Raw genomic sequence first — 12,812 nt, forward strand, 5'->3', positions numbered from 1 at the left:
CTTGGCGGGGTGTCTGGAAAGCGTCCGCCCCTACCCTCAAGCCAACCACCGGACCACCCCCCAGGCGCGATCCAAGGAGCATAGCGCACACCCTCACGGGGCTCTGTCCGGAGCGGGCAGCAAATGGGATAGGTCGGCCCCGAAATCGAGGCCCTGGATAAGCTCAAGCGTACCCTGTGGCGTGAGCAGCTTGCCACCATACGTCCCCTTGGTAACATCCTGGGAAGCATGTCCGACAAGCACCTTTACCGCAATCTCCGGTGAGTTGGAGTTCAGAAGAGTGGAAATGAAGGTGTGCCGGAACGAGTGGAAGACCAAACCTTCCCGGTCGAGGCCGATTAGATGGCGGAAGCTTGACCACCACTGAACGAACCCCTGACTAAACCGGCCCTCGCTACCCTTCCTGAGTTCAGGCCAAAGCTGCGTTCCCTTGCTCCGCTCCACTTCGGCCCTGTGATCCAGCAGCCCCAAACGGATCAACCGGGGGTGCACGGGAACAATGCGGTTACCAGCATCCGTCTTAGCGTTATTCACACAAAAGCACCACACACCCTCCTCCTCCCGTAGATCGGCAAGGGTCAGCTTGGCGGCTTCTTCCACACGCAACCCAGAGTGCAGCGCCACCAACGGGAGCCAGAACTTATGGTCCTTCACCAGTTCTTTTCCGGGCCGTTCCCTGCGGTCAGCGCGCCAGTGCCCGGTGTAGAGCGGAGAGTGGAAGAGGGTCTTCAGGTCTTCCGGGGTGAATGCCTCGCGGGTTCTCTTCTCCCCCTTGGGCGCTAGCCCCTTCAAGGGGTTGTCAATGGACGCCTTGCCTTCGGGCTTGGCCCAATTGAACATCGACGTCACCACTCGGAAGTGAAGGCCGATGGTGTTCGGAGCAAGATCAAGATCGGTCAGCACGTCCCGCCAATTTCGAATGTCATCGCGGGTGACCAGATCAACGGGCTTCCCGTTCAGCGTCTCCGCAAACAGGCGCAGCTTTCGCGGATTGTTCCTAACTGTGGCTGGCTTCCATTTTCCGTCTCGGATTTGTGTTTCAATGAACACTTCTACCAATTGGGGCAGAGGCATGGACTTGGCGCGCGGGTCCTCCTTCGGTTCTTCCCGAGTGGGGCGCGCAGGGGACGGCGGTTGGGCGAATAGCGGGTCCGCCGGGGTGACGGAGAAATCCCCTCCCCGCCACGCTTCTGCCAGCCTGAAGTATTCCACCTGAGCCCTCAGCAAGCCCCGGCACAAGCGCGCATAGGCGGTGCTGGACGGGTCGAGGGTAAGGCCAGCGTCCTGCAAGACGCCCTCCGCGATGTTCCGCACCGGAGCGAAGTCGTTGTTCGCCAGCGCCTTGCGCGCCCGCTCCACAAACTCCCCAAGGATGGTCGTATCGTGCGCAACGGGATCGCCAGACAGGGCGTCACCCTGGGTGAACATGCCCTGCCCCATGGGGCGAACCATGTTGCGGTTCTCCCAGCCCTCCATGACCTTGGCGAACCAGCGCCGCGCAAGTTCATCAAGGTCGGCGTTGGTCAAGGCGGTCTCGGTCATGGCGGTCTCGAACAGGCGGTCAGCGACGGTGGAGAACTCCCGTGCGCGGCACTCCGCAACGGAGCGGTCAGGGGTTCGGAGCGATAATGCAAGCTCCGGTCTAACGAACCGTGAACGAAGCTTGGCGGGCACCTTCCGCCGCCACCAGTAGACATCCCCCCGCCGGAACGTGTGCAGCACCCCAAGCCCCCCAATGGAACGCCCTGGTGGTACAGCCCGGTGGTACAGGCTGGTGGTACAGGAGCGCCGGTTAACCCATTGAGACGGCTGGAACCCTGGCCTTTCCTCGCTTCTCGCGGTGGGACACCTAATCCAAGATGTACTACTCGGTCTGATATTGGACCGCCTGCGGTTCCGCCCTGCCCTCGGGCGTGGCGGAACCTGCGGTGGACCAGCCGGGAAACCCCGTCGGCAGCGATGCCGGCGGGGTTTTTCTTTGCCCACCCGCTCTTGATGCCCGGCACCCTCACTCCATATACCATCCCTCTGGATGGTAAGGAGAAGGCAGAAAGATGGCCGAAGATCGCCCCAAGGCAACCGACAGCGAGAAAATCACGATCAACCTCGGCTTCGTCGATCTCGGCCACATCGATCTGATGGTGCAGGAAGGCTTCTATTCCAACCGCACCGACTTCATCCGCACGGCCATCCGCAACCAGATCGACCGGCATGGTGACGTGGTGCGGCAGGCGGTGGCCCGCAAAAGCGTGGACCTCGGCCTGCGCCACTACAGCCGCGCCGACCTTGAGGCCGCGCGGGACGCCGGACAGATGCTCCAGATCCGCGTTCTGGGCCTCGCCACCATCGCACCCGACGTCACACCGGATCTCGCCCGCGCGACCATTGCCTCGGTCGCTGTGTTGGGGGCGCTTCACGCCAGCCCCGCGGTCAAGGCCGCCCTCGCCGACCGCATGCGCTGACAATTCAGGAAAGCCGTTTGCCCATGTCTCCCAAAATGTCTTCAAAAATGCCGCCCGAAATGGCCTCTGGCATGGCCGAGGCCACCCGCCTGACCCGCGCCGGCCGGCTGGCCGAGGCGACCGCCCTCATCCAGCGCCTGTTGCGGGGCGAGCGGCCTTCACCCACACAGGATGCCGCCTCCGCCACCGTCATCGACGGGGAAGCGGTCACCGTGGACGTGTCCGATCCGCCCCGAGCCACCGAAAATCCGAAACCGGGTCCCCAGGGATCAAATCTGCGCGACCTGTTCCGCAACCTGGTCGCCCGCGTCGCCCCCGCCGCGCGCGACCAGCGCACGGCGCGCCCCGCCTCTCCGGGTGCCGGCCGTTTCGTATCCGCCACCTTCAGCAACGAGGCCGGCGCGCGCGATTACAAGCTCTACATTCCGGCCAACCATGGCGCCGACCAGGGCCGCCGACCGCTACCCCTCGTGGTCATGCTGCACGGCTGCACCCAGTCGCCGGACGATTTCGCCGCCGGCACCCGCATGAACGATCTCGCCGAGGAGATCGGCTGCTTCGTCGCCTACCCGGCCCAGCCGCCCAAGGCCAACGCTCAAAAATGCTGGAACTGGTTCAGTCCCGAACACCAACAGCCGGGCCAAGGCGAGCCCTCGCTGATCGCCGGCATCACCCGCCGGATCATGCGGGAGCATCCCGTCGATCCCGCCCGCGTCTACATCGCCGGCCTGTCGGCGGGCGGTGCGGCGGCGGCGATCATGGCCGCGACCTATCCGGACCTTTACACCGCCGTCGGCGTGCATTCGGGACTGGCCTGCGGGGCCGCCCGTGACCTGCCGTCCGCCTTCGCAGCCATGCGCAACGGTGCTTCGCCTACAGCGCTCAACACTCCGACGCGCGTCGTTCCGACCATCGTGTTCCACGGCGACAAGGACAAGACCGTCCATCCACGCAACGCCGACTCCGTCCTGTCCCAATCCAAGGCGGGCGCCCCGTTGCAAACGACCGAGCAGCGCGGCCAAGTCCCCGACGGCCATGCCTACACCCGCGCCGTCCACGCGGACGCCTCGGGCCGCACCCTGTTCGAGCAGTGGACGATTCACGGGGCCGGTCACGCCTGGGCCGGTGGCAGCCCGGATGGTTCCTACACCGACCCGCGCGGGCCGGACGCGGCGCGCGAAATGCTGCGTTTCTTCCTGGAGCACCGCCACCCCGCGCCGGCACGCTGACGGCGGTGCTTTTGCACAACCGCTTCCGCCTCCGGCCGTGGCATACTCGCCTCATGCGCTTCGTTACCCTCACCACCGCCCTTCTGCTCCTCGGCCCTGCCGCACAGGCTGCCAACGTGTCCGCCGGACAGGCCGAGGCGAAGGAGGCCGCCCGCTCCCTCGGCAACTGCACGCCGGCGAAGGTGGAGGTGATGCGCTACGCCGTCGGCCGTGAAGGCCAGACGGTGTTCAAGGTCAACTGCACCGAGGACAAGGACGCCTTCGTCCTCGTGCAGTGCCGTTCGCGGATTTGCACGCTGTTGCGCTAATTCACATCTTTTTAACGGCACCGGCATGGAATCGGTGCCGTCTGGAAGAGGATGAGTCGGCCATGGGGAAAATCCGCGTGATCACCGCACTGCGCTTGGCGGGGTTGCTTCTGGCGGGTCTGCCGGTCGGCGGCTGCGTGGTGACGCCGGCTGCGGTCGCCGTCGCGGGCACCGGCGCCTCGCTCGTCTCCCTGACCAGCACCAAGAAGACGCTGGGCGACCATGTCGCCTCCGCCGCCACGGGCAGGGACTGCTCGACGATCACCTTCACCGAAACCGGCGACTATTGCCCGGAGAAGATGACCGTAGACCGGTCGCGGGTCTATTGCTACCGCACGCTGGCCGATGTGGAATGCCATCACATCCCCGACCCGTACAAGAACGGCTACACCGCGCTGGCCAGCCCGCCGCCGGACATCCGCCCCGTTCCCAAGTCCAAGGGCTGGTTTGATGATTAGGAGTCCGGGCTTACGGCGGGATTGTCGAACCCGCACAGCGTCATCAGGTCCACCACAACCCCAGCCTGGATCAGCGTGGTCTGGGCGAAGGATTCGTAAAGCCGCCCCAGCACGTCATAGGGCGCGCCTTTGTCCTCCAGGGTGCTCGCTGTCTGAAATAAGCCTTCGGCGATCACCACGGCCTCCCCAGCCCGTCGCGGCGCGTCCCATCTAATTTAGACACTAACTTATTTCTTCTTATTAGAAAACACTGAATCTGCGCGTCAGCGAATCTTCTTCGCCACGAAGGCCTTGGCGATGGTCAGCATCGCCTTCTGGTGGTCGATGTCGCCGCCGGCCTGATGCACCACGGCGGTCGCGGCGCGCATGGGACCCGGCCCGGCCGGCTTTCCGGCGGAGGCCGCCGGACGCGCCATTGGCATCTCGTCGGGATCGCGCCCCAAGCGGTCCAGCACACCGGCCAGCGCTTCCTTGCTCAAGGCGCCCGTGCCGCCCGAACGCCCGCCGGTCGCGGGCTGCGCCCGCCCGCCGCCACCGCTCAACTGCCGGACGCCGCGTTCAACGGCCGCCGCCGAAATGGCCTTCAGGAAGGGCTGCGCGATGCCCAGCATCAGTTGCGGATCCTCGACGGCCCAGGCCATCAGCAGCTTCTGCGCCGTGGCGCGGCTCCCCTTGGCCGCCACCAGCGCGTCCCGCACCTTGCCGTCCACGTAGGAATTGCCCATCGCCCGCACGCCTCCGCTCGGCCCGAACCCACTCCGCAGCCTGTCCCGACTGTCCGGCGGGATGGGTTAACAAAGGGTTGCGCCGGCTTCTCGACGGCATGGAATGATGACGCAGGCATGATGGCACGGGCTGCACCGTTGCACGGCGGGTGGCGATTGGAGGATAGTGACGATCATGCTCATCGAGACCTTCGCCGACCTGATCTGCCCGTGGTGCTACATCGGCAAGCGCCGCCTCGCGCGCGCTCTGGCCGACCGTCAGCGGCTGCCCGTGGAGATCCGGTGGCAGCCGTTCCAGCTGAACCCCGACATGGCGCCCGGCGGCATGGACCGCGGTTCTTATCTGGCGGCCAAGTTCGGCGGGTCGGAGCGCGCCCGGCAAATCCATCTGGTGGTGGAGGAAACGGCGGAGCGCGACGGTTTGCCGTTGCGGCTCGACCTCATCCGGCGCACGCCCAACAGCTTCGACGCGCACCGGCTGATCCGCATCGCGGCGCGGCGGGGGCTCGGCGACCCGATGGCCGACGCGCTGTTCCACGCCTATTTCGTGGAGGGGCTGGACATCGGCGACCGTGACACGCTGGCCGCCACCGCCACGACGCTGGGTTTCGACTTCCAGGAGATCAAGGGCCTGCTCGCCACCGACGCGGAGGCCGCCGCCGTCTTCAGCGCCGACGCGCTGGCCCGCCAGCTCGGCCTTCAGGCGGTGCCCTGCTACATCTTCAACCGCCGCTACGCGCTGTCGGGCGCGCAGGAGCCGGCCAGCTTCCTCCCGCTCCTGGACCTCGCGGTGGAGGAACAGGAAGGCGTGACGGTCGCGGCGGATTGAGCGTTACCGACGCATGATCCGCATCACCCACCGCATCTCGCTCGACGACGACGAACTGAAGGAGAGCTTCGTGCGCTCCTCCGGTCCCGGCGGGCAGAACGTCAACAAGCTCTCCACCGCCGTGGAACTGCGCTTCGACGTGCGCAACTCCCCCAACCTGCCGGACGACGTGCGCCACCGGCTGGAACGGCTGGCCGGCAGCCGCCTGACCCAGGACGGCGTGCTGATCCTGATGGCCGACCGTCACCGGACGCAGCACCGCAACCGCCAGGAGGCGCTGGAGCGCCTGACCGAACTGATCCGCGAGGCCTCCATCCCGCCGACGCCGCGCCGCCCGACGAAGCCGACCCTTGGCTCCAAGAAACGTCGCCTGGAGGCCAAGGGTCAGCGTTCCGCCATCAAACGGCTCCGCTCCGGCAAGCCGGAGGACTGATCGGGCCTAGTACCCGGTCTTCTGCTTGTTCAGCGAGATCATGTTCCCGCCGTACTGGAACTCCGGCAGGTTCGCGAACTGCTCCTTGGTCAATTGCGTCGCGACGATGGCGTCCTGCTGGGGCGAATAGCGGACGTTGTTCATGTCGAGCGCCACGTTGCGCGCGCCGATCCCCATGACGCCGCCACTGGAGACGACCAGCTGACTCGGCCGGTTGTTGCGGTTCATGATCACGTCATCGACCGTTCCGACCTTCTGCCCGTCATAGGCGACCACATTCTTGCCGATCATCGCCCGCGGCTCCAACCGCGAGGCGGTCTGCAACGACTGTTCCGAAATGGGCCGGTTGGCCTGCTGGCTGGAGTCGCCTCCGAACCAGCTTCCCATCTCGGCACAGCCGCCGAGGGACAGCAGGACGACGGCCGACAGCACGGGAATCGCGACCTTGCGCATCGAACCCTCCGCAAAAAGCGACAAGTACGCCCAAGCAAACAGCCGGAGGCCCCCAATCCTCACGCTGCCCGGCCACGCTTCAGGAACCGGCCCTCGCGGGCACGTGTTCTCGGTTGGCACCCCGCCCTGAAAGCCCAACCGAAAAGCTCAACTGATCATGGCCGAAGACACCGCCCGCCAACTGCAAGTGCGCCCCATTCCGGTGTCGAAGGCCGCGCCGCCCGCCTCGGCCCAGACGACCCTGCTGGTCATCGCCCTGGTCGTGGTGACGCTGTACGTCGGCAGCGACATCCTGGTGCCCATCGCGCTGGCGGTTCTGCTCAGCTTCGTGCTCACCCCCATCGTCAGCCGGCTGGAACGCTGGCGCTTGGGCCGTATCCCCTCGGTCCTTGCGGTCGTCGCTTTGGTCTTCGTCGGGATCGCCGGCTTCGGCATGGTGGTCGGCAACCAGATCGGCGATCTCGCCAACAACCTTCCCCTCTACCAGCGCAACCTCCACGCCAAGATCGAGTCCCTGCGCTCGGCCACCTCGACCGCCGAGAGCGGCGTCCTGAAGCAGGCGACCGAAGCCTTCCGCGACCTCCGCCAGGAGTTGGAGCAGGCCACCAAACAGGATCAGCCCGCGCCCCAACCGTCGCCCCAATCTTCACCCACCACCGCCACCCCGCGCCCCGCCACACCGCCGCCCGAGCCGGAGCCGATCACCGTCCGCGTCCAGCAGCCCGATCCCGCACCGCTGGAGGTGATGCGCGACATCCTCGGCCCCGTGCTCGCCCCCATCGCCACGGCGGGCATGGTGCTGGTCTTCACCATCTTCATGCTGTTGCAGCGGGAGGATCTGCGCGACCGCCTGATCCGGCTGGCCGGTTCCGGCGATCTCAGCCGCACGACCGAGGCCATGAACGACGCCGGCGAGCGGGTCAGCCGTTACCTTCTGATGCAGGTCGTGGTGAACGTCACCTACGGCGTTCCCATCGGCGTCGGGCTCTGGCTGATTGGCGTGCCGAACCCGCTGCTGTGGGGATTGCTGGCGACGGTGCTGCGCTTCATCCCCTTCCTGGGGCCGGTGATCGCGGCGGCCTTCCCCATCCTGCTGTCCTTCGCGGTCGACCCCGGCTGGACGCTGCCGCTGATGACCATCGCCCTGTTCGTGGCGGTGGAGCTGTTCTCCAACAACGTGGTCGAGCCGTGGCTCTACGGTTCCGCCACCGGCCTGTCGTCACTGGCGATCATCGTCGCGGCGGTGTTCTGGACGGCGCTGTGGGGGCCGGTCGGCCTGTTGCTGGCAACACCTCTGACGGTCTGTCTGGTCGTCCTCGGCCGCCATGTTCCGCAACTGCGCTTCTTGGAGGTGATGCTGGGCGACCGGCAGGTTCTTCCCGACGAGGCCAAGATCTACCAGCGCCTGCTCGCCCGCGATCCCATTGAAGCCGCCGAAATCGCCGAGGACAAGCTGACCGAATGCAGCCTGCCGGAGCTGTGCGACAGGATCCTCCTGCCCTCCCTGTCACTGGCCGAGCAGGACCGCCAGCGCGGCACCCTCAATCCCGAAGGCCGCCAAGCGGTGACCGAGGGTATGGCCGCCCTGATGGACGAGTTGGTGGAACCGGCCCCCGCGCCCGCGCCCGCCGCCTCCGACGCAGTCTCCGGCGCGGATGCGGCCAACCGGGCTTCGCCCGCCACCCGCGTCCTCTGCGTCGGCGCGCGCAACAACCTGGACGAGGCCGCGGCCAACCTTCTCGCCCAAACCCTGCGCCAGCGCGGCGCCCAGGCCGACGTGGTGTCCTGTGAAACGGTGTCCGCGCGCAACATCGTGGCGCTGGGCACGTCCGGGGTGGCGGCGGTCGCGCTGTCCTACCTGAACCCCACCTCCCTGCCGCACGCGCGCCGCATGGTGCGCCGCATGCGCCTGCATTTCGGCCCGAACGTGCCGGTCCTGCTGTGCCTGTGGAGCGCCCACCCGGCCGCCGACGCGCCCGAGCGCGCCACCGCCGAGACCGCCGCCGACCGCGTGGCGACGAACGTCACTGGCGCCATCACGCATCTGGACGAGCTCGGCACGCTCGGCGAAATCCCCGCCGAAGTGGCGGAGACGGAACGCAAAAGCGCCTGAGGCCATAAATCCGGACCGACCGACCCTGCCCGAAAGGATTCCGGCAGCGCCGCGATAGCGGGGTAGCGCCTGCCACGCCCGCCGCTCGCTGTGAAAGTCAGCGCCATCCCTTCGGAGAAAAAGCATCCGAATGACTGTTTGTTAGAAATCATCGGCACTCATAACATTACACCACAAAACACAAGAATTCAGGCAACGAACCGGGAATCATACCGGCGTATGATTGCTATGCCGGCACGGCTTCGTTTCCGCCAAACCCGCAGAGATCTTCGAAAGCGTTTCCATTTTCAAAACAAACGGGAGGAACGCCATGGCCGTCATCAACGGACACAACAGGCCCGAGGAAATTTCCGGAACCATGAGGGACGACCGGATCCGGGGCAAGGGCGGTGCCGACACGATCTTCGGCCTTGGTGGCGGCGACCGGATCTTTGGCGAGGACGGAGACGACACGCTCTACGACGACATCGCCGACATCTTCGGCCAGCCCCTCTATCCCGGTGGCGCCGATCAGGTCTATGGCGGTGCGGGCAACGACACCATAGAACTGTCCTTCGGCAACGACACGGCCGACGGCGGCCTTGGTGACGACACCATCCGCGACTTTCTCGAAACCGACGACGTCATGATCGGCGGAGCCGGCAACGACCGCATGATCGACTACACCGGCGCCGACGTCTACGACGGCGGCACCGGGAACGACTACATCGTCGACGGTTATTTCATCCGCACCGGCCCCGACGACGGCGCCGACCGGTACATCTACACCAGGACCAGCGGCGGGTTCGGCGACGACACCATCCTCGGCTTCGACCAGGGGTACGGCGACCGTATCGAGTTCCAGGGCTACACGCCGGCTGACCTCGTCTCCCAAACCGAGACCGAACGCGCGACCGTCTTTACCTTCACCGACGGTTCCATGCTGACCGCCTACCAGGACGAGCGGCAAATCCTCCACGACATGCTTCCAGGCCGGGATTTCATCTTCACCTGACCTCCGTCCTCCGCCCTCACACAGGAATCGGGTTCCAAGGGCCACATCGGCCCTTGGTGGAGAGCGCGAGAGGCAAAGCCTCTCGCACCGCCGGCAACGTTAACGGCGCGGGTCGTTCAGATCGTCCAGGCTGATCGGCGGCGGCCCAGCGGTCCGCTGCGGACGGGCCGGGATCATCCCGCCCAGACGCGCGTAGGCCTCGTCGCGGAAGAGGTCCAGCACATAGGACACCTCGTCCGCCGGCTTGCCGATGCCGCGCAGCAGCGTGCCGCCCAGTTGCAGGCTGGCCTCCACCGCCTCGGGCACCACCATGGTCGCGCCGGCCTTCTCCAGCGTCTCGCGGTGGCTGCCGTCGCGGGCGCGCACGATGATCGGCATGTCCGGACGCAGGCGGCGCAGCGAGCGGACGGCGCGTTCGGCGGCCTGGGGGTGGTCCAGCGTCACCACCGCCGCGCGGGCGCGGGCGCCGCCGGCGGCCTTCAGCACGTCGGGACGGGCGGCGTCGCCGAAATAGACCGGCAGGTTCCGCTGGCGCCCTTCGGACACGCGCTTGGGCTCCAGATCCAGCGCCACATAGGGGATGCGGTTGGCTTCCAGCAAGCGGCCCAGCGTCTGGCCGACGCGCCCGAACCCTGCGATCAGCACATGCTGGTCGAGGTCGGCGGTCTCACCCTCGATGCGCTGAAGCTCGGCCTGCGGGGCGGCGGTCATCTGGTGGGCAAGACGCCGCCCGGCAGCCGCCAGGAAGGGGGTTGCCGCCATCGACAGGGCGATGACGACCATCAGCAACTGCGCCACCTCGCGCGGCAGCACGTCCAGCCCGGCCGCCTGATCGAACAGCACGAAGGCGAACTCGCCGCCCTGCGCCAGCCCCAGCGCGACCTGAAGCGACTGCCCCGGCGCCTGCCCGAAGGCACGGCACAGCACGGCCAGAACCAGCGCCTTGCCGACCACCACCAGGGCCAGCAGCCCGGCCACCGACACCGCCTCGTTCAGGATCAGGCGCAGGTCGATGGTCATGCCCACGGTCATGAAGAACAGGGCCAGCAGGATGCCCCGGAACGGCTCGATGTCGGCCTCGACCTGATGGCGGAATTCGGTCTCCGCGATGACCAGACCGGCCAGGAAGGCGCCCAGCGCCATGGACAGCCCGGCCCGCTCCGTCAGCCAGCCCACCCCCAGCACGATCAGCAGCGTGACGCCGGTGAACAGCTCCGGCGAGCGGGCGGACGCCACCGTGCGCAGCAGCGGGCTCAGCACCTTGCGCCCCAGCACCATGATGCCGACCAGCGCCACCACCGCCTTGACGGCGGCAAGCCCCATCGCCGTCGCGATGTTCGCCTCATAGGTGCCGAGCAGCGGCACGAGGACCAGCAGCGGCACCACCGCGAGATCCTGAAGCAGCAGCACCGCGAAGGACACGCGCCCGTGCCGGGCGGTCAGTTCGTTTCGCTCGATCAGGATTTGCAGGACCACGGCGGTGGAGGACAGCGCCACGCCGCCGGCCGCGATCAGCGCCGCCGGACTCGAGAGGCCGAACAGGCGGCCAACCGCCCAGGCGCCCGCCATCGTGACGACCACCTGCAAGGTGCCCAGCCCGAAGACGGTGCGCCGCATCACCCGCAGGCGCTCCACCGACAGTTCCAGCCCGATGGCGAACAGCAGGAAGACGACGCCGAAGTGGGCGAGAAAGGTGGCGCTCTCCAGATTGCCGACCACGCCCAGCCCATGCGGCCCGATCAGCATGCCGGCGACGAGGTAGCCCAGCACCGGGCTGGACCTCAGTCGCTGGAACAGCGGGACCACGGCCACGGCGGCCAACAGGATGATCAGCACCTCGTCGAGCGTGGTGGAGTGCGGCATCGGCGTAGAACTTGTGCAGGGGGGCGAAGCGCGCGCACTCTACCGTACACAATCGAAGAAACGCGAGCCCATAAGCCCCTCATTCCGCCGGGTTTTTCACGCCCCTTTTCACGCGCCGCCGCGCACGTCCTCGACCATTTCCTCCAGCCGGCGCACGTCGCGGACGACCAGCGCGTCGGCCCGCCGCTCGACCAGCCTTTCCTTGGCAAGGTCGCTCAGAACGCGGGCGACCGTCTCGCGGGTGGTGCTGACCCGGCTGGCGATGTCCGCGTGGACGGGGATCGGCGCGATGACGGCGGCCTTGCCCTCCATCCGCCCCCGCTTGGCGAGCCGCAGCAGTTCCGCATGGACCCGGTTGTTGGCGCCCAGCGTGGACAGTTCCATGATGCGGTCGGTGGTCAGCCGCACCACCCGGCATAGCCGCTTCATGACCGCGATGGCCAAGTCTGGATGCCCGGTGACGAGATCCTGAAAGGGCTTGGGCGCCAAGAAGGCGACCAGCGTCCCGTCCTCCACCGCCGCGACGGAGGCCGAGCGCGGCAGCCCGTCAATGGCCGACATCTCGCCGAAGAAGCCGCCCGCCTCGATGTCGTCGAAGCTGATCTCGCGGCCCGAAGCGGAATGGCTCAGCACCCGCACCCGCCCTTCGACAATGAAGACCGCGTCGCGGGTCTCGCCCAAGTGATCAATGATCAGCTCGTTCGCCTGGAAATGGCGCCAGCGGCACTGGCGCGCGATGGCCGCCCGCTCCTCCGCCGACAGTGGGCGCAGCAGGTCGATGCCATCCAAATTGTTTGTGTGAATGTCCCCAGCCACCGGAACCACTCCCTTCGAACGGGTAGGGAGCATACCCGCGTCTGCGCAAAGGTGGAATGGTCTGTAACCAAAGGTTATCGCTAACGTCCCGTTAACCCTGCTCCCGCAGAAAGGAGGTCATTCGCACAC

Annotated in this window: 14 protein-coding genes and 1 pseudogene; 8 read left to right on the forward strand and 7 right to left on the reverse strand. The window is 66.9% G+C overall.

Annotation, left to right across the window (positions count from 1 at the left end; genetic code table 11):
• Positions 1–93: 93 nt before the first annotated feature.
• Together J2852_RS08660 and J2852_RS32320 are read right to left on the reverse strand one after the other, a co-directional pair.
• On the reverse strand, positions 94–1,542 hold the full coding sequence (locus tag J2852_RS08660; protein ID WP_209873904.1) for a site-specific integrase: 1,449 nt from the start codon (positions 1,540–1,542) through the stop codon (positions 94–96).
• 12 nt (positions 1,543–1,554) lie between these two features.
• Positions 1,555–1,986 (reverse strand): annotated as a pseudogene (locus J2852_RS32320) (DUF6538 domain-containing protein); the annotation flags it as partial.
• Between the two features lie 68 nt (positions 1,987–2,054).
• Between J2852_RS32320 and J2852_RS08665 the strand changes: the two are divergent.
• The 4 genes from J2852_RS08665 to J2852_RS08680 all read left to right on the forward strand — a co-directional run bounded on the left by J2852_RS08665 (position 2,055) and on the right by J2852_RS08680 (position 4,457).
• Complete coding sequence (locus J2852_RS08665; protein ID WP_209873907.1) at positions 2,055–2,462, forward strand: CopG family transcriptional regulator; 408 nt, start codon at positions 2,055–2,057, stop codon at positions 2,460–2,462.
• A gap of 71 nt (positions 2,463–2,533) precedes the next feature.
• Positions 2,534–3,691, forward strand: a complete 1,158-nt coding sequence (locus tag J2852_RS08670) for an extracellular catalytic domain type 1 short-chain-length polyhydroxyalkanoate depolymerase (RefSeq protein WP_246499392.1) — start codon at positions 2,534–2,536, stop codon at positions 3,689–3,691.
• Positions 3,692–3,744: 53 nt separating this feature from the next.
• On the forward strand, positions 3,745–3,999 hold the full coding sequence (locus J2852_RS08675; RefSeq protein ID WP_246499393.1) for a hypothetical protein: 255 nt from the start codon (positions 3,745–3,747) through the stop codon (positions 3,997–3,999).
• Positions 4,000–4,061: 62 nt separating this feature from the next.
• Positions 4,062–4,457, forward strand: coding sequence for a hypothetical protein (locus J2852_RS08680; protein WP_209873913.1), 396 nt, complete (start codon positions 4,062–4,064; stop codon positions 4,455–4,457).
• Here J2852_RS08680 and J2852_RS08685 read toward each other — a convergent pair.
• Complete coding sequence (locus J2852_RS08685; RefSeq protein WP_209873916.1) at positions 4,454–4,633, reverse strand: hypothetical protein; 180 nt, start codon at positions 4,631–4,633, stop codon at positions 4,454–4,456. The genes J2852_RS08680 and J2852_RS08685 overlap by 4 nt on opposite strands.
• Before the next feature lie 87 nt (positions 4,634–4,720).
• Positions 4,721–5,182, reverse strand: coding sequence for a hypothetical protein (locus J2852_RS08690; RefSeq protein WP_209873919.1), 462 nt, complete (start codon positions 5,180–5,182; stop codon positions 4,721–4,723).
• 175 nt (positions 5,183–5,357) lie between these two features.
• On the opposite strand from J2852_RS08690, the gene J2852_RS08695 reads away from it, so the two are divergent.
• Complete coding sequence (locus J2852_RS08695) at positions 5,358–6,011, forward strand: DsbA family oxidoreductase (RefSeq protein WP_209873922.1); 654 nt, start codon at positions 5,358–5,360, stop codon at positions 6,009–6,011.
• A gap of 13 nt (positions 6,012–6,024) precedes the next feature.
• On the forward strand, positions 6,025–6,444 hold the full coding sequence (gene arfB / locus J2852_RS08700; RefSeq protein ID WP_209873925.1) for an alternative ribosome rescue aminoacyl-tRNA hydrolase ArfB: 420 nt from the start codon (positions 6,025–6,027) through the stop codon (positions 6,442–6,444).
• 6 nt (positions 6,445–6,450) lie between these two features.
• On the opposite strand, the gene J2852_RS08705 is transcribed toward arfB, so the two are convergent.
• A complete protein-coding gene (locus J2852_RS08705) occupies positions 6,451–6,897 on the reverse strand; it encodes a PRC-barrel domain-containing protein (protein WP_209873927.1) in 447 nt (148 codons plus the stop codon).
• 157 nt (positions 6,898–7,054) lie between these two features.
• Here J2852_RS08705 and J2852_RS08710 point away from each other — a divergent pair, with 157 nt between their 5' ends.
• On the forward strand, positions 7,055–9,010 hold the full coding sequence (locus J2852_RS08710) for an AI-2E family transporter (protein ID WP_209873929.1): 1,956 nt from the start codon (positions 7,055–7,057) through the stop codon (positions 9,008–9,010).
• A 358-nt stretch (positions 9,011–9,368) separates the two neighbouring features.
• On the forward strand, positions 9,369–10,004 hold the full coding sequence (locus tag J2852_RS08715) for a calcium-binding protein (protein WP_209873931.1): 636 nt from the start codon (positions 9,369–9,371) through the stop codon (positions 10,002–10,004).
• 99 nt (positions 10,005–10,103) lie between these two features.
• Here the strand turns inward: J2852_RS08715 and J2852_RS08720 are convergent, their stop codons facing one another.
• Positions 10,104–11,867, reverse strand: coding sequence for a monovalent cation:proton antiporter-2 (CPA2) family protein (locus J2852_RS08720; RefSeq protein WP_209873943.1), 1,764 nt, complete (start codon positions 11,865–11,867; stop codon positions 10,104–10,106).
• Between the two features lie 108 nt (positions 11,868–11,975).
• Complete coding sequence (locus J2852_RS08725; RefSeq protein WP_343206697.1) at positions 11,976–12,683, reverse strand: Crp/Fnr family transcriptional regulator; 708 nt, start codon at positions 12,681–12,683, stop codon at positions 11,976–11,978.
• Positions 12,684–12,812 lie beyond the last annotated feature (129 nt).

Source organism: Azospirillum soli, from assembly GCF_017876165.1.
Classification (GTDB): Bacteria; Pseudomonadota; Alphaproteobacteria; order Azospirillales; family Azospirillaceae; genus Azospirillum; species Azospirillum soli.

What these genes read in the sequence shown, in the direction of transcription:
- J2852_RS08660 (WP_209873904.1), bottom strand. Translation starts at nt 1,542, where the DNA reads ATGACCGAGACCGCCTTGACCAACGCCGACCTTGATGAACTTGCGCGG.
- J2852_RS08665 (WP_209873907.1), top strand. Translation starts at nt 2,055, where the DNA reads ATGGCCGAAGATCGCCCCAAGGCAACCGACAGCGAGAAAATCACGATC.
- J2852_RS08670 (WP_246499392.1), top strand. Translation starts at nt 2,534, where the DNA reads ATGGCCGAGGCCACCCGCCTGACCCGCGCCGGCCGGCTGGCCGAGGCG.
- J2852_RS08675 (WP_246499393.1), top strand. Translation starts at nt 3,745, where the DNA reads ATGCGCTTCGTTACCCTCACCACCGCCCTTCTGCTCCTCGGCCCTGCC.
- J2852_RS08680 (WP_209873913.1), top strand. Translation starts at nt 4,062, where the DNA reads ATGGGGAAAATCCGCGTGATCACCGCACTGCGCTTGGCGGGGTTGCTT.
- J2852_RS08690 (WP_209873919.1), bottom strand. Translation starts at nt 5,182, where the DNA reads ATGGGCAATTCCTACGTGGACGGCAAGGTGCGGGACGCGCTGGTGGCG.
- J2852_RS08695 (WP_209873922.1), top strand. Translation starts at nt 5,358, where the DNA reads ATGCTCATCGAGACCTTCGCCGACCTGATCTGCCCGTGGTGCTACATC.
- arfB (WP_209873925.1), top strand. Translation starts at nt 6,025, where the DNA reads ATGATCCGCATCACCCACCGCATCTCGCTCGACGACGACGAACTGAAG.
- J2852_RS08705 (WP_209873927.1), bottom strand. Translation starts at nt 6,897, where the DNA reads ATGCGCAAGGTCGCGATTCCCGTGCTGTCGGCCGTCGTCCTGCTGTCC.
- J2852_RS08710 (WP_209873929.1), top strand. Translation starts at nt 7,055, where the DNA reads ATGGCCGAAGACACCGCCCGCCAACTGCAAGTGCGCCCCATTCCGGTG.
- J2852_RS08715 (WP_209873931.1), top strand. Translation starts at nt 9,369, where the DNA reads ATGAGGGACGACCGGATCCGGGGCAAGGGCGGTGCCGACACGATCTTC.
- J2852_RS08720 (WP_209873943.1), bottom strand. Translation starts at nt 11,867, where the DNA reads ATGCCGCACTCCACCACGCTCGACGAGGTGCTGATCATCCTGTTGGCC.